This window comes from Bradyrhizobium sp. 25ACV (genome assembly GCF_054863005.1).
On the sequence record NZ_JAVAYO010000006.1, the window covers coordinates 107,697 to 133,519 of the forward strand.

23 protein-coding genes are annotated in these 25,823 nt (G+C 63.9%); 7 read left to right on the plus strand and 16 right to left on the minus strand.

Features of this window, described 5'->3' with window-relative positions; genetic code table 11:
- Positions 1-14: 14 nt before the first annotated feature.
- Complete coding sequence (locus RAD04_RS15625) at positions 15-1,094, plus strand: zinc-binding dehydrogenase (RefSeq protein ID WP_461624481.1); 1,080 nt, start codon at positions 15-17, stop codon at positions 1,092-1,094.
- 196 nt (positions 1,095-1,290) lie between these two features.
- Here the strand turns inward: RAD04_RS15625 and RAD04_RS15630 are convergent, their stop codons facing one another.
- The 10 genes from RAD04_RS15630 to RAD04_RS15675 all read right to left on the minus strand — a co-directional run bounded on the left by RAD04_RS15630 (position 1,291) and on the right by RAD04_RS15675 (position 12,150).
- Positions 1,291-1,995 carry an ABC transporter ATP-binding protein gene (locus RAD04_RS15630; RefSeq protein WP_018320184.1) on the minus strand — a complete coding sequence of 235 codons (705 nt, stop codon included), beginning with the start codon at positions 1,993-1,995 and terminating at the stop codon, positions 1,291-1,293.
- Positions 1,996-2,002: 7 nt separating this feature from the next.
- Positions 2,003-3,283, minus strand: a complete 1,281-nt coding sequence (locus RAD04_RS15635; protein ID WP_018320183.1) for a lipoprotein-releasing ABC transporter permease subunit — start codon at positions 3,281-3,283, stop codon at positions 2,003-2,005.
- Positions 3,284-3,373: 90 nt separating this feature from the next.
- Positions 3,374-4,693, minus strand: coding sequence for a proline--tRNA ligase (proS, locus tag RAD04_RS15640; protein WP_018320182.1), 1,320 nt, complete (start codon positions 4,691-4,693; stop codon positions 3,374-3,376).
- A gap of 144 nt (positions 4,694-4,837) precedes the next feature.
- Positions 4,838-6,400, minus strand: a complete 1,563-nt coding sequence (locus RAD04_RS15645) for a copper resistance CopC/CopD family protein (protein ID WP_461624482.1) — start codon at positions 6,398-6,400, stop codon at positions 4,838-4,840.
- Complete coding sequence (locus RAD04_RS15650) at positions 6,400-6,930, minus strand: YcnI family copper-binding membrane protein (RefSeq protein ID WP_461624483.1); 531 nt, start codon at positions 6,928-6,930, stop codon at positions 6,400-6,402. The genes RAD04_RS15645 and RAD04_RS15650 overlap by 1 nt, the downstream gene beginning before the upstream one ends.
- 29 nt (positions 6,931-6,959) lie before the next feature.
- The gene (locus tag RAD04_RS15655) at positions 6,960-7,496 is read right to left on the minus strand and encodes a copper chaperone PCu(A)C (RefSeq protein WP_461624484.1); all 537 of its coding nucleotides are present in this window, start codon (positions 7,494-7,496) and stop codon (positions 6,960-6,962) included.
- Between the two features lie 27 nt (positions 7,497-7,523).
- Positions 7,524-8,021 carry a TlpA family protein disulfide reductase gene (locus RAD04_RS15660; RefSeq protein ID WP_461624729.1) on the minus strand — a complete coding sequence of 166 codons (498 nt, stop codon included), beginning with the start codon at positions 8,019-8,021 and terminating at the stop codon, positions 7,524-7,526.
- Positions 8,018-9,229, minus strand: coding sequence for a sialidase family protein (locus RAD04_RS15665; RefSeq protein ID WP_461624485.1), 1,212 nt, complete (start codon positions 9,227-9,229; stop codon positions 8,018-8,020). The genes RAD04_RS15660 and RAD04_RS15665 overlap by 4 nt, the downstream gene beginning before the upstream one ends.
- A gap of 26 nt (positions 9,230-9,255) precedes the next feature.
- On the minus strand, positions 9,256-11,682 hold the full coding sequence (locus RAD04_RS15670; RefSeq protein ID WP_461624486.1) for a TonB-dependent receptor family protein: 2,427 nt from the start codon (positions 11,680-11,682) through the stop codon (positions 9,256-9,258).
- 93 nt (positions 11,683-11,775) lie between these two features.
- Positions 11,776-12,150, minus strand: a complete 375-nt coding sequence (locus tag RAD04_RS15675; protein WP_271592590.1) for a DUF2946 domain-containing protein — start codon at positions 12,148-12,150, stop codon at positions 11,776-11,778.
- A 481-nt stretch (positions 12,151-12,631) separates the two neighbouring features.
- On the opposite strand from RAD04_RS15675, the gene RAD04_RS15680 reads away from it, so the two are divergent.
- The 4 genes from RAD04_RS15680 (at position 12,632) to RAD04_RS15695 (ending at position 16,747) form a co-directional block, all read left to right on the plus strand.
- The gene (locus tag RAD04_RS15680) at positions 12,632-13,036 is read left to right on the plus strand and encodes a globin (protein WP_461624487.1); all 405 of its coding nucleotides are present in this window, start codon (positions 12,632-12,634) and stop codon (positions 13,034-13,036) included.
- Positions 13,037-13,174: 138 nt separating this feature from the next.
- Positions 13,175-14,197, plus strand: coding sequence for a sugar ABC transporter substrate-binding protein (locus tag RAD04_RS15685; protein WP_461624488.1), 1,023 nt, complete (start codon positions 13,175-13,177; stop codon positions 14,195-14,197).
- A 6-nt stretch (positions 14,198-14,203) separates the two neighbouring features.
- Positions 14,204-15,706, plus strand: a complete 1,503-nt coding sequence (locus RAD04_RS15690; protein WP_461624489.1) for a sugar ABC transporter ATP-binding protein — start codon at positions 14,204-14,206, stop codon at positions 15,704-15,706.
- Positions 15,707-15,718: 12 nt separating this feature from the next.
- Positions 15,719-16,747, plus strand: coding sequence for an ABC transporter permease (locus RAD04_RS15695; protein ID WP_461624490.1), 1,029 nt, complete (start codon positions 15,719-15,721; stop codon positions 16,745-16,747).
- Between the two features lie 268 nt (positions 16,748-17,015).
- On the opposite strand, the gene RAD04_RS15700 is transcribed toward RAD04_RS15695, so the two are convergent.
- The 5 genes from RAD04_RS15700 to RAD04_RS15720 are packed head-to-tail and all read right to left on the minus strand — an operon-like array spanning position 17,016 to position 22,417.
- On the minus strand, positions 17,016-18,056 hold the full coding sequence (locus RAD04_RS15700) for an ABC transporter ATP-binding protein (RefSeq protein ID WP_461624491.1): 1,041 nt from the start codon (positions 18,054-18,056) through the stop codon (positions 17,016-17,018).
- Entirely contained in the window at positions 18,049-19,029 is a 981-nt protein-coding gene (locus RAD04_RS15705; protein ID WP_461624492.1) for an ABC transporter ATP-binding protein, read from the minus strand. The genes RAD04_RS15700 and RAD04_RS15705 overlap by 8 nt, the downstream gene beginning before the upstream one ends.
- Positions 19,026-19,847 (minus strand): ABC transporter permease, encoded by an 822-nt coding sequence (locus RAD04_RS15710; RefSeq protein ID WP_461624493.1) that lies wholly within the window; start codon positions 19,845-19,847, stop codon positions 19,026-19,028. Before RAD04_RS15710 ends, RAD04_RS15705 begins: the two co-directional genes overlap by 4 nt.
- Positions 19,844-20,767, minus strand: a complete 924-nt coding sequence (locus RAD04_RS15715) for an ABC transporter permease (RefSeq protein ID WP_038971434.1) — start codon at positions 20,765-20,767, stop codon at positions 19,844-19,846. The genes RAD04_RS15710 and RAD04_RS15715 overlap by 4 nt, the downstream gene beginning before the upstream one ends.
- 60 nt (positions 20,768-20,827) lie before the next feature.
- Positions 20,828-22,417 carry an ABC transporter substrate-binding protein gene (locus RAD04_RS15720; RefSeq protein ID WP_461624494.1) on the minus strand — a complete coding sequence of 530 codons (1,590 nt, stop codon included), beginning with the start codon at positions 22,415-22,417 and terminating at the stop codon, positions 20,828-20,830.
- 283 nt (positions 22,418-22,700) lie between these two features.
- On the opposite strand from RAD04_RS15720, the gene RAD04_RS15725 reads away from it, so the two are divergent.
- On the plus strand, positions 22,701-23,585 hold the full coding sequence (locus RAD04_RS15725) for a hypothetical protein (protein WP_461624495.1): 885 nt from the start codon (positions 22,701-22,703) through the stop codon (positions 23,583-23,585).
- Between the two features lie 223 nt (positions 23,586-23,808).
- Here the strand turns inward: RAD04_RS15725 and mtnK are convergent, their stop codons facing one another.
- Complete coding sequence (mtnK, locus tag RAD04_RS15730) at positions 23,809-25,098, minus strand: S-methyl-5-thioribose kinase (protein ID WP_461624496.1); 1,290 nt, start codon at positions 25,096-25,098, stop codon at positions 23,809-23,811.
- A gap of 272 nt (positions 25,099-25,370) precedes the next feature.
- Here mtnK and RAD04_RS15735 point away from each other — a divergent pair, with 272 nt between their 5' ends.
- A complete protein-coding gene (locus RAD04_RS15735; RefSeq protein WP_461624497.1) occupies positions 25,371-25,820 on the plus strand; it encodes a YidB family protein in 450 nt (149 codons plus the stop codon).
- The last annotated feature ends 3 nt before the right edge of the window (positions 25,821-25,823 follow it).

A 25,823-nucleotide genomic window follows, 5' to 3' on the forward strand; every position in this document is an offset into this window, starting at 1 on the left:
TGAGGTGAACATCCATGAAAGCTGCCGTACTCAAATCCCTTGGATCGCCGCTGGTGATCGAGGACGTTCCGAAGCCGACCATCGGTACCGGCGAAGTCGTTGTCGACATCATCGCCACGCGCGTCCTGTCGTACATGAACGAGGTTTTTGACGGGACACGCAATTACGCGCTCGATCTGCCTGTTATCCCCGGTCCCGGCGGCATCGGCCGGGTGCGCGCGATCGGACCGGATGCCACCAAGCTCAGCGTCGGCGATTGGGTGTTTTGCGACCCGACGGTGCGCTCGCGCGATGATGTCGTAGCGCCCGATATCGCCCTCCAGGGGCTCACCGCCGCCGGCCCCGGCGGCATGCGTCTGCAACAGCACTTTCGCCACGGCTCCTTTGCCGAGCAGATGCGCCTGCCGACCGAGAATGTGAAGCGGCTCGGCGCGATCACGCCGGAGGAAGCCACACAATGGTGCGCACTGGGCACGCTGCTGGTGCCCTATGGCGGCTTTCTTGCCGCCAACCTGCGACCAGGCGAGACCGTGCTGGTGAGCGGGGCCACCGGCAATTTCGGCAGCGCGGCCGTCTCGGTCGCACTCGCAATGGGCGCGGCCTGCGTGGTCACGCCGGGTCGCAACGAGAAAGTCCTCGCCGACCTCGTCCGCCGCTTCGGCACCCGCGTGCAACCGGTCAAGCTTACGGGCAATGAAGATCACGACCGCGAGGCGATGAAGCGCGCAGCGCCCGGCCCGATCGATTGTGTGTTCGACATCATGCCGCCCTCCGTGAGCACCGACGTCGTGCGTGCGGCGATCATGACGGTGCGCCCCTATGGACGCGTCGTGCTGATGGGCGGCGTCGGCATGGCCGGCGGCGCGGGCCTCGAGTTGCCCTATCCCTGGATCATGCGCAACTGCATCAGCATCCACGGCGTCTGGATGTACCCGCCGGATGCCGCGAGCCGTCTGATCGCGCTGGTACGTGCGGGACTGCTCAGGCTGGAGGAATATGAGACGACGGCCTTCGACCTCGACCACGCCAACGAGGCGGTGGCACACGCCGCGGCCAATGGCGGGCCGTTCAAAATGACGGTGATCCGGCCTTGAGCCCTAAAGCATGATCCGGAAAAGTGCGCAGCGGTTTTCCGAAAAGATTATGCTTAAACACCAACCTAAACCGCGATGACGGTTCATCCTAATCGCATCGCGATTTAGGGGCACGGCAGAGCGCCGTCGCCGATTTTTTTCGCAAGGCCAGCCAAGCACTTGGCTACTGTGCATGGGGTTGTTTTCGCAAAATTAGTTACTCGAGCTCGACCACCTGGCCGTTCGACAGCGACACCCGCCGGTCCATGCGGCCGGCGAGCTCCATGTTGTGGGTCGCGATCAGCATCGAGACCTTGGTCGCCTTGACCAGCTGCATCAGCGCCTGGAAGACGTGGTCCGCCGTGTGCGGATCGAGGTTGCCGGTCGGCTCATCCGCGAACAGTACCCGTGGTGCATTCGCCACCGCGCGCGCGATCGCGACGCGCTGCTGCTCGCCGCCGGATAGCTCGGCCGGGCGATGGGTGATGCGGTCGCCGAGGCCGAGATAGCCCAAAATCTCCTTGGCGCGCTTGACGCTCTCGGACTTCTTCAGGCCGCGGATCATCTGCGGCATCATCACGTTCTCCAGCGCCGAAAACTCCGGCAGCAGCCGGTGCGACTGGTAGACGAAGCCGATATCGGTGCGGCGCAGCTGGGTGCGCTCGATGTCGGGCAGCTGCGAGGTCGGCGCGCCCGAGACATAGACCTCACCGGAATCGGGCGCTTCCAATAGCCCCGCGATGTGCAGCAGCGTCGATTTGCCCGAGCCCGACGGCGCCACCAGCGCCACCGACTGTCCGGCCCACAGCGCGAGCTTGGCGCCATCCAGGATCGTCAGCGGTACCTCGCCCTGCAAGTACTGCCGCTTTATCTCGTGGAGATAAATGACCGGTACGTCTTCCGCCCCCTGCTGCTGCTCCATCAACCCCTCACTCGTACCGCAGCGCTTCGACGGGATCGAGGCGCGCGGCGCGCCACGACGGATACAGCGTCGCCAGGAACGACAGCGTCAGCGCCATGATGACGACGGCCGTGGTCTCGCCGACGTCGATCTCGGCGGGCAGTTTCGACAGGAAATAGAGTTCCGGCGAGAACAGCTCTGTGCTGGTCAGCCAGGACAGGAATTGCCGGATGGATTCGATGTTGAGGCAGATCACGAGGCCGACGACAAAGCCGACCAGCGTGCCGACCACGCCGATCGAGGCGCCCGTGATCAGGAAGATGCGCATGATCGAGCCCTGCGAGGCGCCCATCGTGCGCAGGATCGCGATGTCGCTGCCCTTGTCCTTCACCAGCATGATCAGGCCGGAGACGATGTTCAGCGCCGCGACCAGCACAATCATGGTCAGGATCAGGAACATCACGTTGCGCTCGACCTGGAGCGCGTTGAAGAAGGTCGAATTGCGCTGCCGCCAATCCACCAGGAACACCGGCCTGCCCGCAGCCTCCGTCACCGCCTGGCGGAAGGCGACGATCTGATCGGGATTGGTGGTGAACACCTCGATCGAGGTGACGTCGTTGCTGCGGTTGAAATAGGCCTGCGCCTCCGCGAGCGGCATGAATACGAAGCCGAGATCGTATTCGGACATGCCGATCTCGAACACGGCGACGATCTTGTACGGCTTGATCCGCGGTGTCGTGCCCATCGGCGTGACCGCGCCTTTCGGCGCCACCAGCGTGATGCTGTCGCCGGCATGCAGCGACAGCTGGTCGGCGAGGCGCCGGCCGATCGCGACGCCCTGCCCGTCGTCAAAGCCCTCGAGCGAGCCCTGCTTGATGTTCTTGGCGATCGAGGTGAGGTTGTTGAGGTCGTCGGAGCGGATGCCGCGCACCAGCACGCCCGAGGCGTTCCACGGCGAGGACGCCAACGCCTGGCCATCGACCACGGGCGCGGCGAGCCGGATGCCTTTGACCTGGCTGAGGCGGTCGGCGACGTCCTTCCAGTCGGTCAGCGGCGATTCCAGCGGCTGCACCAGGATGTGCCCGTTCAGCCCCAGGATTTTGTCGAGCAACTCTTTGCGGAAACCGTTCATCACGGCCATGACGATGATCAGCGTCGCCACACCCAGCATGATGCCGAGGAAGGAGAACCCGGCGATGACCGAGATGAATCCCTCCTTGCGGCGCGCCCGCAAATAGCGCGCCGACAGCATCCACTCGAATGGCGCAAAAGGCGCGGTTTGCACGGTTTCGGTCATGGTCTCATCCATCGCTCGATAATCCCATGATTCGGGGTCAAATGTGGCCGGATTGGCGGCCGCGATATCGGGCGATGAACAATATTCAGCCGACCAGGCTTATCAGCCCACAAGTCTTGCGACCGCGTCCGCAGGCGACATGGTCTCGCGGGAGCCGTCGGCTCGCCGCTTGATCTCGACCTTGCCGTCGGCGAGCCCCTTCGGCCCGATCATGATCTGCCAGGGGATACCGATCAGGTCGGCGGCGGCGAATTTGGCGCCGGCGCGCTGGTCGGTGTCGTCATAGAGCACGTCGACGCCCTTGGCCGTGAGCTCGGCATAAAGCTTCTCGCAGGCCGCATCGACGGCGGCATCGCCCTGCTTGAGGTTGAGAATCGACACGCGGAACGGCGCGACCGCCTCCGGCCATTTGATGCCGGCATCGTCATGGCAGGCTTCGATGATAGCGCCCAGCAGGCGCGAGACGCCGACGCCGTAGGAACCGCCATGGATCGGCACGTCGACGCCGTCGGGGCCAGCCACCAGGGCCTTCATCGCGTCGGAATATTTTGTGCCGAAATAGAAGATCTGCCCGACCTCGATGCCGCGGGTGTTCACCCGCTTATCCGCGGGCACTTCCTGCTCGAACCGCGCAGCGTCGTGGACGTCCTCCGTCGCCGCGTAGACCGAGGTCCATTGCTTGATGATCGGCGTCAGGTCGCTGTCATAGTCGACGTCCTCGCCCGGCACCGGCAGGTCCAGCACATCGCGATTGATGAACACGCCGGATTCCCCGGTTTCGGCAAGCACGATGAACTCGTGGCTGAGGTCGCCGCCGATCGGGCCGGTCTCCGCGCGCATCGGGATCGCCTTCAGCCCCATCCGCGCAAAGGTCCGCAAATACGCGACGAACATCTTGTTGTAGGCGACGCGCGCCGCGGCTTCGTTGAGATCGAAGGAATAGGCGTCCTTCATCAGGAACTCGCGGCCGCGCATCACGCCGAAACGCGGACGCTGCTCGTCGCGGAATTTCCATTGGATATGATAGAGATTCAGCGGCAGGTTCTTGTAGGACTTCACATAGGCGCGGAAGATCTCGGTGATCATTTCCTCGTTGGTCGGCCCGTACAAGAGCTCGCGCTTGTGGCGGTCGGCGATGCGCAGCATCTCCGGACCGTAGGCGTCGTAGCGGCCGCTCTCGCGCCAGAGGTCGGCAAGCTGGAGCGTCGGCATCAACAGTTCCAGCGCGCCGGAGCGGTCCTGCTCCTCGCGCACGATCTGCTCGATCTTCTTCAGCACGCGAAAGCCGAGCGGCAGCCAGGCATAGATACCGGCGGCCTCCTGCCGGATCATGCCGGCGCGCAGCATCAGCCGATGCGAGACGATCTCCGCCTCTTTCGGATTTTCCTTCAGGATGGGCAGAAAGAACCGCGACAACCGCATGGTAATACTCTGGGAATCAGTGATGAGTTGCAGTGAAACCGGATTGAGAGCGAAAACACAAGACCGGGAATGAGGAAAAGCCGCTAACGCAGCGGAATTCCTGTCATTTTTCCGTCGGACTTCAGGTTCGGCCCGAGCTGCGTCTCACGGCGGCGTGACGTCGAGTTCATCTTCGAGCGTGATCTGCTCGAAGTCGGTCACAAGTGCGTCGATCCGCACGTGCCAGCGGCCGGCAAAGGGCAGCTCGACTTTGCGCACATGCCAATAACCGTCGGGCCCGAGCGAGGCCCTTCGCTCCATCGGCTCGATGCCGCGCTCGGGCAGGCTCAGGGTCAACGTCGCCTCCTTGGCCGCCAGCGGCGTCCCTTCGCCGGTCATGAGCTGGAGCACGACATCATTGGCCCCCGCCTTGCCTGGCGAGATCAGGACCTGGAACATCGCCTTGTCGCTATGGATGTGGATCGCCAAAGGCGTCTCCGGCACGATCGTCCGCGGCGGCGGCGTGAAACGCCAGCCGGCGGCCACCGCCAGGATGGCGAGAGCAATCGTACCTTCCAGCACGATCGAGCGCTTGAGCGCGGGCGTCCCTGTCTCGTTCCGCGCCAGAGCCGGAGTCAGCCGGAACCGATTGAGCGCGGCCAGCGCCAGCAATCCCGTGACCAGAACGAGCTTGACCGAGAGGATCAGCCCGTAGCGGGTCCCAACCAGCGCTCCAGGCTTTTCGAGCTGCACGATCGCGAGTGCGAGGCCGGTCAAGGCCAATACGCCGACTGCGAGCGCAGCAATGCGGGAAAAGCGGTTCACAATCGCGAGCGTCGCAATCGTCGGCTTCGACACCAGCGCCACGAGCGGCGCGAGAGCACCGATCCAAATGGTGACACCGAGGCCGTGGAGAAAGATTGCAGGCCGGGTCAACGCCTCCGGCGGTGCCGTTGCGGCGTGCCCGGTCACGGCGAGCGACAGACCGACGCCAACCAACGCCATGATCGCAAGAGCACGCGCGTACCACGCACTGCGCAGCGCCATCAACGCGAGTAGCATCGCAAACAGGGCAACCAGCAGCGCAGGGCCGGCGCTGGTCGCGAGCGCGACTTTCCAGGGAGCAGCGGTCGCAAGGGCTGCCAGTGGCAGCCCGAGGAGATCGAGGCCCAACGCGCCGACGGACGCCACCGCGCTCGGGAGACCGAGCGCGAGCGCCATGCGCGGGACAGCCATGCCGGTCATCGACCACGCAACCCAGCGCGCGAAGAACACGCCGCCGACGCCGATGAACAGCCCAACGTACAGGCCGACGCGCGCCAGCCAGATCAGCGCGTTCAACCCGCTATCCTCAGCGGCGGCAGGCTTCGTCGCGGTCGGCATGCCGATCGAGAAGATCACCGATCCGGTGACGGGATGACCGTCCTGCGAGATCACGCGATAACTGACGACCGCGGTCCCCTCAGGCAGATCCACCGGCATCGCGACCGAGATGGTCTGGCCCGATGCGCTGACGCGCGCATCGTCCCGCGCCCTGCCCCTACCATCGATCAGCCGGATCGCGCCCGGCGTTACCGCCTCGTTGAAACGCAGCTCCACCGCCTTGGGCGCGGTCGCAAGCATGCTGCCGCTCGCCGGCTCGACCGAGACCAGCGCCGCATGCGCCGACGCACCGCTTGCGAAGCCGGCAACGAGGAGCAGCGTCGCAAGCGCGGCGAAGAGGCGCATCAGGGTTTTGGCAACAGTTTCACGCCCGGCGCCGGCGACTTGCCCTCGGACTTGCCCTCATGTGAATGCCCTGCCCCCGCCGCCGGGATTTCGATCCATCGGCTGACGCCGGCCTCGCATTCCTGAACGACGGGGAAGTACAGAACCGTGTTCGGCTTCAGGCTGTCGGTCAAGAACGTGCTGAGAACGAATTCGTCATAGTTCTTGTCCGGCAGCTTGCCGCCGGACCACGCCACCTCCTTGACGCCGGAGGAGAGCTTGTTGCCGTGATAGTCGTATTCCCCGGCATATTTGCCCTCGACGACATCGATGGTCCAGCCGGCCTTCGGCATCGGCTTCACCGCGATCACCCCTTCCGGAATCTGCACCCGGATCTTCACCGTCGGCGAGCCCGCGCAGCCATGCGGCACGGTGAAGACGGCCTTGTAGGACGTGCCGACCGTGGCTTGCTTGGTCTCGATCGACACGTGCGCCACCGCCGGCGAGGCGGCGAGCGCGGCAACCAGGATCAGGCAGGATTGCTTCGACATGTTCGGTCTCCCGAGAGTCCAGATCAGTCTCATTTCATCTTCATTCCCGAGTGATCCGGCATTTTCTTCATGTCCATATGACCTGAATGCCCGGCATCGCCAGGCGCCTGCGCGCCGACGCCCTGGACGTCGAGGGACACCGCGACCTTGCCGGCCTTCTCGAATTGCAGCGTCACCGGCACTTTGTCGCCCTGCTTGAACGCGCCCTTCAGCTCCTGGAGCATCAAATGATTGCCGCCGGGCGCGAGCTTCACCGTCTTGCCGGGATCGATGGCGAGCCCCTTGTCGAGCGGGCGCATCTTCATCACGCCATTGTCCATCGCCATCTCGTGAATCTCGGCCTTGCCCGCGATATCGGCGGACACGCTGACCAGTCTGTCGGCGGCCGTGCCCTTGTTCTCGATGGTCAGATAGCCGCCGGCGACCTTGGCGCCGCCCGGCGTCGCCCGGCTCCAGGCCTGCGAGACGACGAGATCGCCGGCCTTGACGTCGTCGGCGAGCGCCGGTGCTGCGGAGATCGCGAGAGCGAACGCAGCGAGCAGCACGTTTTTCGAGATTGTCTTCATGTCGGTATTCCCTTTGCAGACTGAACTTCAGTGTTTGGGGCGTTGTTGCGCCGACCATTTTTCGAGATCGGCAATTTCAGCCGAGCCTTCGATCGTCGTGATGGTTCCTTCCCGGGAGATCAGCATTGTCCTGGGGATGTCGCCCTGCCAGGCCGGATCGATCTCGAACCGCAAGCGCTCGACAAAGCCGTCGTTGAAGATGAAATTTTCGGTCGACGCCAGACCCGCCTTGTCGAGCATTGATTGCGTGGCGGCCGGCAGGTTCGGCACGAGATCGGCGCTGACCGTAACGACGTCGACGTCAGGATGATCCTTGGCAAACTGCCCGAGCAGCGGCAGCTCGACCTTGCAGGGACCACAGGTCACACCCCAGAAATGCACGAGTACCGGACGGCCGGCGTGCCCCCTAAGAACGCTTTGCCAGGTGCCGCGTTCGAATGGCTTCAGATCTGGAGATGCGCCGAGCGCAGCCACTGAAGCGATCAGAACGACAAGGCTGGCAATGCCTGCAAATCGAAATCTCATGGTTGGTCCTCGATAGCCGTGAGCCGATAGCCATCCGCCTTCGTCATCCACGACAGGTAGGTCTGCTTGCCGTTGGAGACCAGCAAAGGGTGATCGGACGTGTCGGTCGTGCTCGATATCACCTTCGGCGCCGACCACGTCTCGCCATCGTCGCGGGAGATCGTCATCTGGACCGAGGTCTTTTCGCCATCGAACTCCTTCCAGACCATTACCGTCCCCGCCGCGCCCGCGAGCACGAAGGGGCGCGTCGGATTGCGATCCGGCCGCCCCAACGCCATCGGCGAAGAGAACGTGCGGCCTTCGTCGCGCGAGTGGGCGTAGAACAATCCCTTCCGCGCCTTCCCGTTGGTGTACCAGGCGACGTGATAGGTTCCGTTCGGGGCAACGGTGAGGCTCGGCCCATGATGCGGGCAGGCATTGATCTGCCAATCGTCATTGCTGACCCGGCGGACTTCACCCGGCGTCGCGACGTCCGTGAAGGTCATCACCGCGTGGTCGCGCACGCCGCCCTCAAAAATGTTCCTGAAGATCACGACCGGCCGCCCGGACGCAGCGAATGCCAGCCCCAACCGGCAGCATTCGCAGGTGCCCTCACGCGCCAGCTTCGCTTCTGCGTAGGTGGTGCCGCCGTCGCTGGACGAAGTGAAGAACAGCCCGGCTCCCTCGTACTTCTGTCCCGCTTCCTTCGCAAAAATGCGATTGCGCTTGTCCAGCCACGCCGCAAATACTGTTCCATCCTGATCGAGCGCCAGCGCCTCGAAACGTTGGCTCTCGTTGCTGGCGGTGATCGGCTTCAGCTCCGCGAAGCTTTTCCCGCCGTCGGCCGAGCGCGTGGTGAGCACCTGACCGTTGAAGGCCTCGTCCCTGAAGGTCGAGAACGCGAGCGCGATGCCCCCCTTGTGGTCGACCACGATCTTCGGCCGCGCATCCGGCCCCCAATCGAGGTTCAGCCGCGTCGTCGTGACCTGCGTGGGCGTCGAGAAACTTCGTCCTGCATCCTGCGAACTTGCGACCGAGACCTGCCCTCCCGCCATCCAGACCAGCCACAGCGTGCCGTCAGGACCGAAGGCAGGCGTCGCCTTGGTCGCACAGCGCAGCGTCGGCTCCTCGCACGCGGCTTCGGACGCGTGCTTGCCGTGCATCTGCCCCAGCGCCGCACCTTGCAGGCATGCGAGAGCGGCTATCGCGAGCAAGCCAGTTCGGATCATGGCCCTATTCCCTTCGAGAGCCCGGATCATTTGAAGGCCACCTTCATACCTGCAACGAACGTGCGCGGCGAGCCCGCATAGATCGACCCCGTCGTGTTTGCCAGCACGCTCGCAGAATTTTGAAGGCCGGCCCCCGTAACCGTATTGGAGATGTTGTTTGCCGAAGCGACGTAGGTACGGTCGAACACATTCCTGACTTCGAGAAACAAGTTCAGGGATCTGAAGGTGTCGGACACCAGGTCGGTCTTGTAGTGGACGTTCACATTGACCAGCTCGTAGCCCGGCGCTTTCAGCAGATTCGCGTTGTCCATGTAGAAAGAGTCCTTCCACTGGACCTCGACGAAGCCCCCGAGGCCTGCCAGCGGCCCGGCGAACTCGTCATAGCCAATTCGAGCCGTCAGCTCGTTGGGCGAGATACCGGGAATTTTGTTGCCGGCACGGTTGAAGCTGAACACGGCGCCATTGGTGATGTTCTCGACATACTCGGTGTAGACCTCGTCGAGATAGGTGTAGGCGACCATGAACCGCCAGCCCGGATAGAACTTCCAGTCGGCGGCAAGCTCGATGCCGCGGTGCTCCGATCGCGGCGCGTTGAACATATAGGTCGCGTTGCTCGCGCTCGGATTGCTGGCGGCCTGACTGACCAGCTCATTCCGGAAGAACTCGTAGAATGCCGTTGCGCTCAGCTTGACCGCATTGCTTGGCGTCCAATCGAAGCCGAGATCATATCCGACGTTGGTTTGCGTCTGGAGCTGAGTGTTGTTGCCGAAATCACCGTTCGGTAGAACAAACAGATTCGACACCTGCGGCGTTCCATATCCGGCCGCTACCCGTCCGCGAAACTGCCATTCTTGATTGAGCCTGTAGAGCAGCGCCAATTCGGGAGCCGTATTCTCGATCCTGCGATCGACGGTGGTGGGCGTCGGTATCGTCGCGACCGGAACGTTGAACGTGTTGTATTTGTAGAGGGTATTGACGCCCTTCAGAACGGTGGTTTCCCATCCAATTCCGGCTATCGCGGTCAAGTCAGGAGTGAGCTTCAGCTCCTCCCTCGCCCGTATCCCGTAATTGGATGTATCGCTGAAGGTGTTGGCCGAGATCAGTCCCAACGTGGCGTTTCCGCCCGGCATGACGTTGCGCGTATCGCTCGACGCCACGAGTGTATTGTACCAGGCGCCGACCAAGGTGGTGGATTCCATGCCGAAGATTTCACCGCGCTTCGTGATGTCGCTCATATAGTTGTACGAAGGGAAATCGCCGATAGAGCTGGCCGCGCCGGTCGGCTGGCTGATGTTCCTGTCGTCGAAGACGAACTGATTCCGCCAAGTCATCGTGTTGTCGAAGTCGTGCTCCCATCGTGCTCCGACAATTGTTCGTCGATCGGTGCGCCCGAGACCTGCTTGCGTCGCCGTCTCGGTGTCTCTGTCGGCGGCGACGCCTGTTCTTGCGTTGAAGCCGTTGTTGAAAAGAGACACGGTGGGACATCCGGCCGCCGCCGTCGTACCGGTCGTACACCCCTGCTGGAAGGGATTGGTGTAGAACTGGTTCAGCGACTGCCGAAGCGGCAGCCGCGCGCTAAGATCGTTGTTGATGATCTTGACCGTGAAGCGGTCGTCCGGCGTCGCCTTGAGCGTGCCGAGGAAGTTGACGGTCTGCGTATTGAACCAGCTATTGCCGATATAGCCGTCGCCTCTTGTGTCGCTCACGAACAGCGAGCCCTCGAAATTCCCGACCTTCTTGCCGGCCGCCAGGTAATTGTTGAGGTAGCCGTAGCTGCCGCCGTCGACGCCGTATTCGACGCCGTCGATCGTGCCGCCGGGCCGTGTGCGAAAATTGAGCGCGCCGCCGGTCGCGTAATTGCCATAGAGCGCCGACGAGGGGCCGCGGATCACGTCGATCGCACCGTAGGCGTGGGGGTCGATCAGGTCGCTGCGTGACAGGCCGTCCGGCTGCGTCACCGGGAAGCCGTCCTCGAAGATCACGAGATTGCGGATAGCGAAACCGTTCCGCGCGTTGGATCCGCGAATCGAGATGCCGAAATCGCGCGGGCCATTACTCTGTTTGATCGAAATGCCCGGGCTGTCCCGCAAGACGTCGGCGACCGAAAACGACGGGCGATTGTCGAACTGGCTACGATCGATGGTCGTCGCGGTCTGGCCGGCCGGCGCCTGATTGAAACCGGCCCGCACTGCGCCGGCGGACATCGTGTTGTTCTGCCCCTGGGCGCCGTCGGTCGCGATCGGCGCGACCGGCCTCGTTGCGCGCGCCGCCGAAGCGGAACGCAGCCGCGCTGGCCGGGTGATTGGCTTGGGACGGGCCGTCTTGGGCGCCTCGACCGTCACTGCGGGAATCGCTTCCGGGGCAGCCTGGGCAAGCGCGTCTGAACCGATCGGGGTCACCAGCCCGAAAAGCACGGGCAAGCCCGCACGCCCGATCGCACGAATGCGTAACATCTCTTGAATTCCTGACATCCGGCACCTCGGCCGGTCCATTGAGCACGCCATCGGCACGGCAACGGCGCGCCAACGGTACGGTTTGCCGAGACGTCAGGAAAATTGAGGTGGGGCGCGGGCCTGAGCGCTCGAACCCCTGGGAGCGGCGATGGCGGACGCATCCGCCGGCTGCCACACCACGCGCGCGGCATGGCGGAAGGGAATCGAGAGTGCCGCGTGCGTCGGCGAATCGAGCGACGCGCCCGCTTGGGCCAGGCAACACAGGGCGCACGCACCCGCATGCGCGGTCGGGGTGCCCGTCCGATCGTCGAGGCCACCCTGATCGCTCGCACTGTGGCAGATGACGGCGGCAGACAGCGGATCGGCGATGGCTTGGCCCGTCGCCCAACAGGCGGCGATCGGCGCCAGCACCTGCATCACCAAGGCGAGCAGGACCAAGGGTAGGAATTTCTGTAACCGCGCGCGCATCCGCCGAACCATTCGTTCGTCTGCTAACTAAACACCGCACCGGGCCCAAGTCGAGATCAGTTCCGCCGCCTTCTTGGCCCAGCGCAAATTTGTCGGAAAAGCGTGGTCGGACGACCCCACCATGGGCTCGGGGTCCAGCATTTGAGCCAAATCAAACGGCCCGACATCCACAGATTTCTTATATTTGTCATATACTTGCGGGGCAAAAAGCCCGATCATTTCGTCTATTGCTCGAATTTTGAACATTCGTTGCCGAAAATGATGACAAGTGAGAAAAGTTGATCTAGCATCCCTCTTGCTCAGGCTGGCCGTGAGGTCGAAGTCTGGTGGTCCAAGTCTCGGGAGGAGCCCCTGGCGCGCAAAACGCAGCGTCGCCCCGTCAATCAAGAGCAAATCTTAGAATCGGGGATAATAGGGTCGACACAATTTTTGAGCGGGGCCAGGGCCCCGCTCTTTTTTTGTCCGCATGGCACTTTCGCCGATGAATATGCCCTCCAATCCAGTCGAACTCAGCTTTGAACTCGCGGCCTCGCGCTGCGCGGATCTCACGCCCCTCGTCTACCAGCGCCTGTTCGACGAGCATCCCGAAACGCAGGCGATGTTCCGCTCGGAGGGCGGCGACCTCGTGAAGGGATCGATGCTCGCGCTGACGATCGAGGCGATTCTCGATTTCGCTGGTGACCGCCGCGGGCATTTCCGGCTGATTGCCTGCGAAGTCGCCTCGCACGACGCCTATGGGACGTCGCGCCAGCTGTTCACCGCCTTCTTCACCATCATCAGGGATACGCTGCGCGATCTGCTCGGCGATGAATGGTCGATCGAGATCGCGCAAGCCTGGGACACATTGCTCGTCGACATCGACGCACTCGCCTGCACGACCGCCTGACGCTTTGCGCTGCACCACGCGGCGTACTGCGATGGCGCGTGTGATTGCAGATTGAGTGGCATCAACTCTTGTGAGACACTTTCGACATCGGTTGCGCAATCAATGACGCGCCGACGATAAAATTTATGGGAGCGAGCGATGTCCGGGACGAAAGATTTCTCGAAGACGAGGCGCGATCTTCTTCAGGCGGCTGCGACCGCCGGCGCCGGAGCTGCCCTCCTCGGCAGCATGGGCATAACCCCCGCATTGGCCGCCGAGGTCGGGCGAAGCGAGAAGCCGCTGAAGGCGGCGTTTTCCAATGCGGGCCTGCAGGCCACATGGTGCGCGCAAGGAAAGCAAGCCGCCGAATTCTGGGGCAAGCTGTTCAACGTCGAGGTCACCTGGTTCGACGGCCAGCTCGACGCCGTGAAGCAGCGCGCGGCGATCGACAACATGGCCTCGCAGAAATGGGACTTCGTCGCGATCCAGGCCTTCGGCATCGGCACCCTCACCCAGCCTGTGCAGAAGATGATCGACGCCGGCACGCCCGTGATCGACATGGACACGCTGATCGCGCCGCTCGACCAGATCAACGTCCACTCCTTCCTCGCCCCCGACAACGAGTTCATGGGCGCCTCGGTGACCCAGGCGCTGTGCAACGCGATGGGCGGCAAGGGCAAGATCATCATGACGCAGGGCGCGCTCGGCCACACCGGCGCGCAAGGGCGCGCAAAGGGCTTCACCAACACGGTGAAGCAATTCCCCGGGATCGAGGTGCTCGACACCCAGCCGGCCGACTGGGACGTCTCCAAGACCGCGCGCCTCTGGGAAACATATCTGACCAAGTATCCGCAGATCGACGCGGCGTTCTTCCACAATGACGACATGGCGCTCGCCGCGGCCAACATCATGAAGGCGCGCGGCCGCACCAACATCCTGATCGGCGGCGTCGATGCCATGCCGCCGGCGATCCAGGCGGTGAGCGAAGGACGCATGTTCGCGACCGTCCGCAATCCGTCCTGCCGCATCCATGGCGGCGCGATCATCGCGGGCGTCTCCGCCGTGGTCGGCGGCGAGAAGAGCGGCCAGGGCATTCCCAAGAACGTCGTCACCGACGGCCCGGTCGTGACCAAAGCCAACGCCGCCGGGATGCAGTGGATGCAGGATCACTTCCTGATCTGAGCTTCCATGCCCGAGGTGCGTTCGCCCATCCTTGAACTGCAGGGCATCACGAAGAGCTTCGGCGGCGTCGAAGCGCTTCGTGGTGTCGACTTCGCGCTCCATCCCGGCGAGATCCACGGTCTCGTCGGCGAGAACGGGGCTGGAAAAAGCACGCTGATGAAGATCATCGCCGGCGTGCACACCGAGTTCTCCGGACGCTTCCTGATCGACGGGAAGGAGACGCATTTCCGCTCGGCGCGCGATGCGCATGCGGCCGGCATCGCCATGGTGCATCAGGAGCTCTCTGTCGCGCCTGATCTCACGGTCGCCGAGAACGTCTTCCTGGGCAACCAGCCGACCAACGCCCTTGGCCTCGTGCAATGGCGGCGCATGGCGCGCGAGGCCGGCGAGCAGCTCGCCCGCTTCGGCATCGACGTCGATCCGATGAGCCGGCTGGGTGATTTGCCGATCGGGCTGCAGCAGCTGATCGAAATCGCGCGCGTGCTGTTCTCCGGCGCCCGCATGGTCATCCTGGACGAGCCGACCTCCGCCCTCTCCCCGCCCGAGGTCGAGCGGCTGTTCGCAACGCTGCGGCGGCTGCGTGAAGAAGGCACCAGCATCGTCTTCATCTCGCATTTCATCGAGGACATCCTGCGCGTGTCCGACACGGTGACCGTGTTCCGCAACGGGCGGAAGGTCGCCGAGACGGCCAGCGCCGCCACCAGCAAGGGCGCGCTAATCGAGGCCATGATCGGCCGCGGTGGCGAAGCGCTCGAGCACAGCTACACCGACGACCTGCTGCTGCCGCAGCCGAGCGACAGCTCGGTGGTCCTGAAGGTCGACCAGCTGTCGCTCGCCCGCAGCCTGAAGGACATTTCCTTCGAGGCCCGCGCTGGCGAAGTGCTCGGCATCTACGGCTTCATGGGCTGCGGCCAGCAGGAGCTCTCGCGAATCCTGTTCGGCAAGCTGAAGCCTGATAGCGGCGCGCTTCTCGTCGAGGGTAAGCCGAAAACCTTTGCCAGCACGGCGGCGGCGCGACGCGCCGGCGTGGCGCTGGTGCCGGAGAGCCGGCGTGACATGCTGTTTCACCAGGAGCCGGTCTACAAGAACATCTCGATCAGCATTCTCGACCGCATCTCGTCCCTGCTGCTCAAGCCGGCGCAGGAGCGCGATATCGCGAAGCGTCAGGTCGAGCAATTGCAGATCCGGCCGCCGGTAGTCGGCCTCGATCTCGGCATGCTCTCCGGCGGCAACCAGCAGAAGGTGGCGCTGGCAAAATGGCTGACCTATCCGCCGAAGCTCCTGGTGCTGTGCGAGCCGACCCGCGGCATGGATGTCGGCGCCAAGAACGACGTCATCAACATCGTCCGCGACCTCCGCGCCAAGGGGCTTGCGATCATCGTGCTGTCGACCGAGCCGGAAACGGTGCTGTCGCTGGCCGACCGCATCCTCGTGCTCAAGCGCGGTGCACTGGTGCGGGAATTCAAAAACGAGCCGGTCAGCAAGGACCGCCTGCTGGAAGCGGCGTGACGGAGAAGCACAATGGCGAGCAGTGAGACGGCTTTGGCGGCGGGGCAACGGGCGCGCGGGCTGGCGCCCTTCCTGCGCTCGCAGATGCGCAACATCGCCCCGTTCCTCACCCTGATCTTCCTGTCCGGCTTCTTCGCCTTTGCCAGCCCCTCCTTCGCGACGCTCGACAATCTCGGCAACATCCTCACGCAAGTGTCGGTCACGGGCATCATCGCGGTCGGCCTCACCTTCGTGATCCTCTGCGCCGAGATCGACTTGTCGATCGCCAGCATCGCCAATGTCACCGGCATCGCGGTCGCCTATTTCACGCTGCAGGAATCCTACGTCAACATCGCCAACATCCCGCTGCCCGGCGCCATCGCGATCATCCTGTCGATCCTGCTCTGCGCCCTGCTCGGCCTCGTCAACGCGCTGGGGCTGACCGTGATCGGCATCCCCTCCTTCATCATGACGCTGGCGATGATGCAGATCGCCGCCGGCATCTCGGCGCTGCTGGTGCGCGGCCAGATCGCCTACAAGGTGCCTGCTATGATCACCACGCTCGGCTCGGGCTCGATCGGCGGCATCCCCTGGCTCGTCATCATCGCCGCGCTGATGCTGCTCGGCGGGCATCTGGTGCTGACCTACACGCGCTTCGGCCGCTACGTCTACATGGTCGGCGGTAACCGCGAGGCGGCCGAATATTCCGGCCTCAACGTCAAGCTGATCCTCGGCGCCGTCATGGTGATCTCGGCGGTGTGCTCGGGCATCGGCGGCATGCTCGGCGTCGCCCATTTCGGCAGCGCGCAGCAGAACGAGTTCGACACCTATCTGCTCGACTCCATCGCCGCCGTCGTGGTCGGCGGCACCAGCCTGTTCGGCGGCCGCGGCGGCATCGGCAACACCATCGTCGGGCTGTTCGTTCTCGGTGTTCTCAATAACGGCCTCGACCACGTCAACATCGACAGCTTCCTGAAGATCCTGATCCGCGGCCTGATCCTGCTGGCAGCGCTGGTGATCAACGTCTACGCGCAGCGGCTGAGGGAAAAGGCGGCGGACTAGACAGCCCTCAAAACAAAAACTGCGAAAACAACCCCATGCACAGTAGAAACTGTGAGGAAGTTCAGCTGCTTATCGAAGCCGCAAGTGCGTGACCGCACCGGGATTTGACCCGTTGGGCAAAACAGAAGCAGAAGCAACAATGACCCCGTCATCCCTAAGGTGCGCAGCAGGCGATGCGACAGCATCGCATGCGAAGCCTCGAAGGATGAACGGCCGAGGTGGGCAGCCGGGCCGTCGCCCTTCGAGGGCCGCTGAAGAAGCGGCCACCTCAGGGTGACGGTGATGGAGCGAGGCTCGCTGCGCCGATCTCATCGGCCCGCCAACACCTCACCGCATGTCCGTCAGCCCGCGTCTCCAGCGTCGGCCCGGGCTCGCTCCGGCACACAGCCTCGGCATAACGGCATCTTGGGCTGAAGGCGCAGCCGTTCGGGGGATTGAGCGGGTTGGGAAGGTCACCGCCTGTGGTCGCCAGCGGGGCGTGGTGCAAGGGATCCGGGATGGCGGCGATCAGGGCTTGCGTATAGGGATGCGCCGGGCGTTCGAAGATCTCGCGCCAGTGGCCGTTCTCGACGATACGGCCGAGATACATCACGGCGACGCGGTCGCTCATGTGCTCGACGACGCCGAGATCGTGGCTGATCATGATGTAGGACAGACCGAGCGTGTCCTTCAATTCCAGCAGCAGGTTGATGATCTGGGCGCGGATCGAGACGTCGAGCGCCGAGACGGGCTCGTCGCAGATGACGATTTTGGGGTTGAGGATCAGCGCGCGGGCAATGCCGATGCGCTGGCGCTGACCGCCCGAGAATTCATGCGGGTAGCGGCCCGACTGCTCGGGCCGCAAGCCGACATGCCGCAGCATGGTCGCGACTCGATCCTCGATCTCGCTTTTCGCGGTGACGCCGTGCACACGCAGGGGATCTTCCAGCGTGCGACGAACGGTCTGGCGCGGATTGAGCGAGGCGTAGGGATCCTGAAACACCATCTGCACGGTGCGCGCCAACGCCTTCCGATCGCCGGATTGCCTGCTCCTCACGACCTGCCCGTCCAGCACGATGCGACCGCGCGTCGGCGTCAGCAGGCCCAGGATCGACAATGCGACCGTCGACTTGCCGGAGCCGGACTCGCCGACGAGGCCGAGGCATTCGCCGCGCTTCAGCTTGAGATCGACGCCATCGACGGCCCGGAGCAGCTTGCCGCGGCCCAGCAGGCCGCCGCCGAGCGGAAAGTGAACCGCAAGATCCTCGACGTTGAGGATGAGGTCATCGTCCGGCCTTCGCTCACCCAGCATGTTTTGCGGCTCATGCATGGTGATGACACCTGACCAGACCGCCCGCCGCCAGCAGATCCGTCTCCGGCGCGACTCTTCGGCAGACATCGGTCGCCTGCGCGCAGCGCGGATTGAACCGGCAGCCATCAGGGAAATTCGTGATCGCCGGGACGACGCCCGCGATCTCCTTGAGCCTGGTGCGGCCGAGCGCAGCGCGGCTGCCGAGCCTTGGCAGCGAGGCGACCAGGCCTTGCGTATAGGGGTGCGAGGGCGAGCGGAAGATATCGGCCGAACCGCGCTCCTCGACGATGCGGCCGGCATACATCACGGCGACGCGGCGGCAGACGTTCGCGACCAGGCCGAGATCATGGCTGATCATCAGGATCGCCGTTCCCCGCTCGGCGCACAAATTCCGCATCAGCTCGATGATCTCGGCCTGCACGGTCACGTCGAGCGCCGTGGTCGGCTCGTCGGCGATCAGGAGATCCGGACCGCAGGCGAGCGCAATCGCGATCATCACGCGCTGGCGCATGCCGCCGGAGAGCTGGTGCGGGTAATCGTTGACGCGGCGCTCAGGCGCGGGGACGCGGACGCTCGCCAGCGCCTCGACCGCCAGCCGGCTCGCTTCCCGCCAGCTCTTGCCCTTGTGCAGCACGAACATCTCGGCGATCTGCCGGCCCACGGGCGAGACCGGGTTCAGCGCCGTCATCGGCTCCTGGAAGATCATGGCAATGCGGTTGCCGCGCAGCTCCCGCTGCCTGGCGGCGGACAGGTGCTGGATCTCCTGTCCTTCGAACCGGATGACGCCGCCGCCGATCGAGAGCGGCGGCCGCAACAGCCCGATCAAGGCCAGCGCCGTGATGCTCTTGCCGCAACCGGATTCGCCGACGAGGCCGAACGTCTCGCCGCGTGAGATGCGGAACGAAACGCCCTCGGCCGCCGCGACGCGCCTCGATCCGTCGTCGAGATCGATGCGCAGGTCCTCGACTTCGATCAGCGGCGCTCCGGTCATGTCCGCCGGCTCCGCGATTGGGGATCGAGAACGTCGCGCAGGCCATCGCCGAGCAGGTTGAGGCCAAGCACGGTCAGGAAGATGGCGAGGCCCGGAAACACCGAGAGCCACGGCGCCGTCGTAATCTGCTCACGGGCTTCCGACAGCATGCTGCCCCAGCTGGGAAACGGCGGTCGGACGCCGAGGCCGAGGAACGACAATGCGGCTTCGGACAACACCGCGCTGCCCATGCCCAGCGTGCCGATGACGATGATGGGGCCCAGCATGTTCGGCAGCAGCTGCGTGATCATGATGCGCAGATCGCCGTAGCCCAGCACGGTCGCAGCCTGCACATAGCCCTGGCTCCTCAGCGACAGCGCCGAGGCCCGCGCGATCCGGCACGTGAAGGACCAGTTGGTCAGCCCGAGTGCGATCAGCAGGCTGGTCAGGCCAGGTCCAAGCACCGCCATGATCGCCAGCGCGAAGATCAGCGAGGGGATCGCGAGCATGAGGTTGGTCAGCGCGTTGACGATATCGTCCCACCAGCCGCCAAAATAGCCGGCGCTCAGCCCCAAGGCCACGCCGATGACGCTGTTGATGAGCTGCGAGATGATACCGACCGTCAGCGAGACCCGCGCGCCATACACGACGCGGGAATAGATGTCGCGGCCCTGGTCGTCGGTCCCGAACCACCAGGTCCAGCTCGGGGGCTCCTCCGCGTTCATCAAATTGGCGTCCATGACGGGATCGGTGTGCGCCAGCCAGGGCGCGAGCAAACCGACCAGGATCGCCAGCGCGAACAACACCCCACCGATGACGAGATTGGCGCGGAGCTTCATGCGTATCTGATCCTGGGATCGATCACGCCGTAGAGCACGTCGATCAGCAGATTGATCGCGAGAAAGGCCAGCACCACCACGAGAATGGAGCCCTGGACCGCCGGAATGTCGCGCTGCAGGACGCTGTCGACCAGCAGCGAACCGATGCCCGGCCACGAGAACAGTTTCTCGACCACGACCGCCTGCCCCATCAGCGCGCCGAATTGCAGGCCGACGGTGGTGAGAATGATGACGAGCGCGTTGCGCATCACGTGCCACTTCACCACCCGCGTCTCGCTCATGCCCTTGGAGCGCGCGGTGCGGACGAAATCGGCAGTCATGATCTCGAGGACGGCGGCGCGCGTCGTCCGGGCAAACAGCGCCATCGGCGAGACGCCGAGGGTCACGGCCGGCAGCAGCAGATATTTCAGTCCGCCGTCGCCATAGCCGAAACTCGGCAGCCAGCCGAGCTTCAACGCGAACAGGTACATCAGAACCAGTCCGAGCCAGAATTTGGCGATGGAAAGGCCCGACACCGCGACGACCATGGCAAGCGTATCGACGATGCCGCCCGGTCGCAGTGCCGCGATGAAGCCAAGCGGCACACCGATCACGACCGAGAATGCCATGGCTGCGAAGATCAGTTGCAGGGTCGGCCAAGCCCGCTTGGCGATCATGGTCGTGACAGGCTCGCGGGTCCGGAACGAGGTGCCGAAATCACCGGTCGCGAGCTTGGCAATGTAGACGCCGAAACGCACGTAAACGGGATCGTCGAGGCCGAGCTGCTTCTTCATGCGCAGCTCGACCTGCGGATCGCTGTCGTCACTCATGGAGGAGACGATGCTGCCGGGAACCACGCTGAACAACACGAAGACCAGCAGCACGACGGCAAGCACGGTCGGAACGGTTTGCAGCAGGCGACGGAACAGAAAGGAGAGCATCGGCACTTTTCCTCTCTCCCTCCATCGTCTGTGGCGACGGAGGGAGCGCGAGAGCGCATGTCACTTCGCGGGCGAGGTCTCGTCGACCCAGAGGTCTTCGACGTTCTGATGGGTCAGCTCCGTCGCGTTGAGCTGAATCCCCTTGAGCCACGGCTGCACGGCCATGACCGCCTTGTTGTAGTTGAAGAACCAGACCGGTGCCTCCTCATAGAGCAGCGCATTGGCCTTTTGCAGCAGCTGGGCGCGCTTTGCTGGGTCGTCGGCCTGCCCGGCCTCGTCGACGATCTTGTCGAAATCGGCGTTCTTGAAGATCATGTAGTTGCAGGCTGGCTGCGGCGTCGACGAGTGGAAGCATTTGAGGGCCGCCTGCGGATCGGGGCCGCTCGCCTGGGAATAGATGAAGGCCTGGTAGTCGCCGGTGCGAACCACCTCCGCCAGCACCGCGGTCTCGACCTGCTTGACCTTCGCCTTGATGCCGACCTTGTCCAGCATCGGAATCACGGCCGAGACGATCGGCAAGCCCCAGCTCTCGTTCTGGCTGGTGGTCCATTCAAACTCGAAGCCGTTGGGATAGCCGGCCTCGTTAAGCAGCTGCTTGGCCTTGGCGGGATCGTAAGCGTACGGCTTCATCGCCTTGTCGTAGGCGGGCGAGGTCAGCGGCAGCCAGCTGGTGGCGCGATAGGCCTTGCCCTTGACCAGCTTGTTGATGATCAGGTCGGTGTCGATCGCGTAGTTGATCGCCTGTCTCACGCGCTTGTCGGCGAACGGCTTGAATGACGGATTCATCCCCATGTAGCGGGTGAAGACCTCGGCGACCTCGACGATGGTGCCCTTGAGGTTGGCGTCGGACTGGTAGGCCACATATTGCGCGGGTCCGAGCACCGAGGTGTCGACCTCCTTGTTGCGGAAAGCGACATCGCGCGTCGCGGCCTCGCCCATGATCGACACGACGATCTTGTCGGCGTAGGGCTTGCCGGGCTTGTAGAACCGGTCCCACCGCTCCAGAACGATGCGCGATCCCGGTACGTGCTCGACGAATTTGAAGGGCCCGAGACCGATCGGCTTCTGAATAAAACTCTCCTTGGCACCCTCGTCGGCGGGATAGATCGAGGTCAGCGCGGTGAAGAAGTAGAAGCCGGGATCGACCTTCTCGGTCAGCTTCATCTCGACGGTGAAGTCGTCGATCTTCTTCAGCCCGGAGATCTCCTTGGCCTGTCCCTTCTCGACCGCAGCCGCGCCCTCGATCACGCGGACATACCGGGCGCCGGGATAGGCCTTGCTACCGTCCATGATGCGGGTATAGGACCAGATGACATCGTCGGCCGTCATCTTGCGGCCATTGTGGAAATAGGCGTCGTCGCGCAGCTTGAAGGTGTGAACGAGGCCGCCGCCAGATACGACGTCCTCCTTGGCAAGCTCCAGGACCGGCTTTCCTTCCGCGGAATTCCAGATGTAGAGCGAGCGGTGCAGGGCCTTGGCGTAAATCTCGTCCTGGGCGCGCTGCGTGGTGTGAATGTCGAGGCTCGTGAAACTCGAGCCATAGGGCGCCGTCATGCGGATGGTTCCGCCCTTGCGCGGCGTCTGGGCCTCCGCAGATCCGGCGAGCGCCAGTCCCAAGCCCGCGACGATCGCCATCATCCTGAACATCATGTGTCCCCCACCAACGCAGGTATTCCGATCAGGGATTTGATCATTCGCAGCCCGTCGAATGCAAGCTTCGTTTTTGATGGAGACCAATGTCAGTTCCGGACGGCGGCTCTTCGATGGAGGACCTGGAAATAAGGTTGCATCCGCCCGGCAATGCAAGCCGTCGATTGACGCGGTGCGTCATCGGGCGACCAGGGATAGTGAACATTTTTCGTGATCGACGCGACCAAGCTCAGGATCGTTATCCGAGCCCCAGGGATCTTGGAAAACAAGGATCGCGCAAAAAATGCCCCGCCGAACGCTAGGTATCCTGCTCGCCGGCAGTCTGGTCGCCGCGACAGCGGCGATGGCGATCCCCGTCACGCCGGACCCTGCCCGCGACGGCCCGACGAAAAACATTCGAATCAATTGGTCCCACACCAAGCGGTCAAACGGATTTGTCGACGATACATGGTGGGCGACCAGGGACCGTTGCGCCCCGGACTATCTTGGCGAGCGCCTGCTCTGCGACACTGTCGGGCTACTGACACAAGCCACGAGCCGCACATTCGAGGCCAAAATGTCCGACGACATGGGCCTGCCGCTGGTCGACCGTTGGACCCTGATGACCGCGAAGAATTCGCCCTTCATGAGGTCGGCTCACGTCGAGACGCCGCTCGGTCTCGAGGCCGTGCTCGGCTTCTATCGCGCTGCACTCGAAAAGCGCGGCTGGACCGAGAACGACGGTGCGGTCGTCGAGCCAGACAGGGCCGTCGTCGCCTTCACGACGTCCGATGGGCCGGCGCTGCTCCGGCTTGTCCGTCAGGACAACACAACGATCGCCGACCTTGCGCGGCGCAAGCCGTTGGCCGCCACGGCCAAAATCCGGCCGGCGCCGGGACAAGTGATGTTGTTGCTCGGCAACAAGACGGATAAAGCGGCCGACATCACCGTCAACGAGCGAACCATCAGACTGGCGGCTCACGCCGGAGAGGAACTGATCGATTTTGACGCCGCCGCGGATGAGTTGCCTGATAGCCAGAAGATCGATCTGCCGCCGGGCCAGTACAAGGTCACCCTGAAGCTCAAGGGCAGCGCGGCCCAGACGCGTGAGTTCGAAGTCGCGGCCAACGAGACCTGGGGTCTGCTGGTCGGCCCCGAAGGCGCGCCGCTACCGATGCGGATGTATTGAGGGCGCGCTAGCGTCTCGGACCGTCATCCCGAGGTGCGAAGCATGCGATGCGAACGCAGCGCTTGCTGAGCCTCGAAGGATGAACGGCCGCGATGCAGCCGGGCTGTCGCCCTTCGAGGCCTTCGCTACGCTCCGGCACCTCAGGGTGACGATGAAACAATTGCGCCTGTTGCTCGGCTTTGTCATTGCGAGCGCGAAGGCGCGCTCCTCGCCATGAACTCTCTCAACCCGTTAGCTCCGGCACCCAGTCCCGCAGTTTTCGCGCAGCACCCGTAACGTCGGAGATCGTCCGAAACGTCCCCGTCTCCACCATCATCGCCCGTGCGAGCCGCGCCGCGCGGGCTTCGCTGACGGCGCGCTTCCTCGGGTCCTCGATCAGCTCGAAATCGATGTTGTGGGCAAGGCCGAAGATGCGGCGGATGGTCTTTGCGGCCGCGAAGCCGACCGTGTCGGCGAACAGGCGCTGCATGTAGACCTGCCGCTCGGCCTCCAGGCGCGCGGCGCCCTGCGCGCCGGCAAAGAGTGAGACCGGATAGGCATCGCCAGTGCCTTCCGCCCGCCAGAGGTCGAGGAATTTGCGGGCGAACTCGTTCCAGACCTGCTCGATCGTCTCCAGCACCCAGGCCTCGAACGCAGCCCGCCCGCCCGGCGCGCGCTCGTGGCCGGCGGAGGCAAAATAGGCCATCAAGAGGTTGGCGAGCACGGCGCCGACGTCGAACCCCATCGGACCATAGAACGCAAATTCCGGATCGATCACCCGCGTCTGGTTGTCCGTCACCATGATCGAGCCGGTGTGGAGGTCGCCGTGGAGCAGCGCCTCGGGGCTTGCCATGAACTTCAGCTTCAGCCGGGAGATCGCGACATGCAGCTTCATGTCATCACGCAGGCTGGCCGCGAGCGCATCGAGATACGGCGCAGTCCAGCGATTTTGTTCGGCGATGCGGTAGGGATCGGTGAAGATCAGATCCTCGGTGATCTTGCAGAGCGCATGATTGCCGGCGAACGCGGCGATGCCCTCCTTCTTCTCGGCCGCGGACAGCGCGAGGTCGGAGGTGAAGAACAGCGTTCGCGCCATGAAGGTGGTGATGTCACCGACGAAGCCTGGATATTGCGTTCCCGCAACCAGCCCCTTGCGCATGATGATGTGGGGTTCGAGCAGCTCCATCACCGTCAGCGCCAGCGCCTCGTTGTGATGCAGCAAAGCCGGCACGAGGCCGGGCGCGAGCTGGGCCTGCCGGGACAGAGCCAGATACTCGTAATGGGCCCGCGACAGCGGCAGCGGCCAGCTTTCGCCGACGAGGCGGACATAAGGCAGCGCCTGTTTGACGGCGACGCCGCCGCTTGCGCCCTTGATGATGAAGACGAGATTGAGATTGCCGTCGCCGACCTCGGTGATCTCCCAGGAGGCCGGCTCGCGGCCCAGGAGTGCGGCGATATCGGGAAGCCCTGCGAGATAATCCCGCAGCGCAGCTTCATGCAGAATTCGATAGTCCCCCGCCCGGTCCCCGGTCATGACGATCCCACCCATGCTTGGCACGGCCTGGTCGCAACTCCCGCTTCTGGGAAGCTTGGGCGATCCCGGCCATTCTTTTGGCCGGATCGTAAACGCAATCAAGGCGGTCCGCCACCTGTGTCGCTGGCGCACGCCGGGACCAGTTGCATGCAAAGTCCTTAGTGTCGGGCGACCAGGCCGGGCCGCGGTCGCGCGGCCCGCGATTTGCCGATTTTTGGAACACAAGCGGGCTGAGACAGTTTTGCGTTTCTGAGATTTTAGAGGAGTTGCCAATGAGCCGCGGGATGCCCTCCATGACTGCCCTTCTAGCGATGCTGGCCATGGCCGGCTATCAGAACCGCGACAAGCTGGCTGAGCTGCTGAAAGGTGCGACCGGCGGCTCATCCGCGGGCGGTCAGCAGCCGCCCGGGGGAGCGCTCGGCAATCTGGGCGGCATGCTTGGCTCAGGCGGGATCGGGGGTCTGCTCAATGGCGGCCTTAGCGAGCTCCTGGAGCGGTTCAACCAGAACGGCCAGGGTGAAGTCGCCGATTCATGGGTCAAGCCCGGGCCCAACAAGGAGATTTCGTCGCCTGAGCTGAGGAATGCGATCGGCTCCGACGTGCTGGAGAAGCTCGAACAGCAGACGGGACTCTCGCAAGACGAGATCCTCACGAGGCTATCCCGGGAATTGCCCTCGGCGGTCGACAAGTACACGCCGGATGGACGTCTGCCTGAGGCATAGCTG

Coding starts and splice junctions, on each gene's coding strand:
- RAD04_RS15670 (WP_461624486.1), bottom strand. CDS start 11,682: ATGTTACGCATTCGTGCGATCGGGCGTGCGGGCTTGCCCGTGCTTTTC.
- RAD04_RS15700 (WP_461624491.1), bottom strand. CDS start 18,056: ATGCATGAGCCGCAAAACATGCTGGGTGAGCGAAGGCCGGACGATGAC.
- RAD04_RS15680 (WP_461624487.1), top strand. CDS start 12,632: ATGAATATGCCCTCCAATCCAGTCGAACTCAGCTTTGAACTCGCGGCC.
- mtnK (WP_461624496.1), bottom strand. CDS start 25,098: ATGACCGGGGACCGGGCGGGGGACTATCGAATTCTGCATGAAGCTGCG.
- RAD04_RS15710 (WP_461624493.1), bottom strand. CDS start 19,847: ATGAAGCTCCGCGCCAATCTCGTCATCGGTGGGGTGTTGTTCGCGCTG.
- proS (WP_018320182.1), bottom strand. CDS start 4,693: ATGCGGTTGTCGCGGTTCTTTCTGCCCATCCTGAAGGAAAATCCGAAA.
- RAD04_RS15635 (WP_018320183.1), bottom strand. CDS start 3,283: ATGGATGAGACCATGACCGAAACCGTGCAAACCGCGCCTTTTGCGCCA.
- RAD04_RS15690 (WP_461624489.1), top strand. CDS start 14,204: ATGCCCGAGGTGCGTTCGCCCATCCTTGAACTGCAGGGCATCACGAAG.
- RAD04_RS15630 (WP_018320184.1), bottom strand. CDS start 1,995: ATGGAGCAGCAGCAGGGGGCGGAAGACGTACCGGTCATTTATCTCCAC.
- RAD04_RS15695 (WP_461624490.1), top strand. CDS start 15,719: ATGGCGAGCAGTGAGACGGCTTTGGCGGCGGGGCAACGGGCGCGCGGG.
- RAD04_RS15725 (WP_461624495.1), top strand. CDS start 22,701: ATGCCCCGCCGAACGCTAGGTATCCTGCTCGCCGGCAGTCTGGTCGCC.
- RAD04_RS15735 (WP_461624497.1), top strand. CDS start 25,371: ATGAGCCGCGGGATGCCCTCCATGACTGCCCTTCTAGCGATGCTGGCC.
- RAD04_RS15665 (WP_461624485.1), bottom strand. CDS start 9,229: ATGATCCGAACTGGCTTGCTCGCGATAGCCGCTCTCGCATGCCTGCAA.
- RAD04_RS15660 (WP_461624729.1), bottom strand. CDS start 8,021: ATGAGATTTCGATTTGCAGGCATTGCCAGCCTTGTCGTTCTGATCGCT.
- RAD04_RS15650 (WP_461624483.1), bottom strand. CDS start 6,930: ATGTCGAAGCAATCCTGCCTGATCCTGGTTGCCGCGCTCGCCGCCTCG.
- RAD04_RS15715 (WP_038971434.1), bottom strand. CDS start 20,767: ATGCTCTCCTTTCTGTTCCGTCGCCTGCTGCAAACCGTTCCGACCGTG.
- RAD04_RS15655 (WP_461624484.1), bottom strand. CDS start 7,496: ATGAAGACAATCTCGAAAAACGTGCTGCTCGCTGCGTTCGCTCTCGCG.
- RAD04_RS15625 (WP_461624481.1), top strand. CDS start 15: ATGAAAGCTGCCGTACTCAAATCCCTTGGATCGCCGCTGGTGATCGAG.
- RAD04_RS15720 (WP_461624494.1), bottom strand. CDS start 22,417: ATGATGTTCAGGATGATGGCGATCGTCGCGGGCTTGGGACTGGCGCTC.
- RAD04_RS15645 (WP_461624482.1), bottom strand. CDS start 6,400: ATGCGCCTCTTCGCCGCGCTTGCGACGCTGCTCCTCGTTGCCGGCTTC.
- RAD04_RS15675 (WP_271592590.1), bottom strand. CDS start 12,150: ATGCGCGCGCGGTTACAGAAATTCCTACCCTTGGTCCTGCTCGCCTTG.
- RAD04_RS15705 (WP_461624492.1), bottom strand. CDS start 19,029: ATGACCGGAGCGCCGCTGATCGAAGTCGAGGACCTGCGCATCGATCTC.
- RAD04_RS15685 (WP_461624488.1), top strand. CDS start 13,175: ATGTCCGGGACGAAAGATTTCTCGAAGACGAGGCGCGATCTTCTTCAG.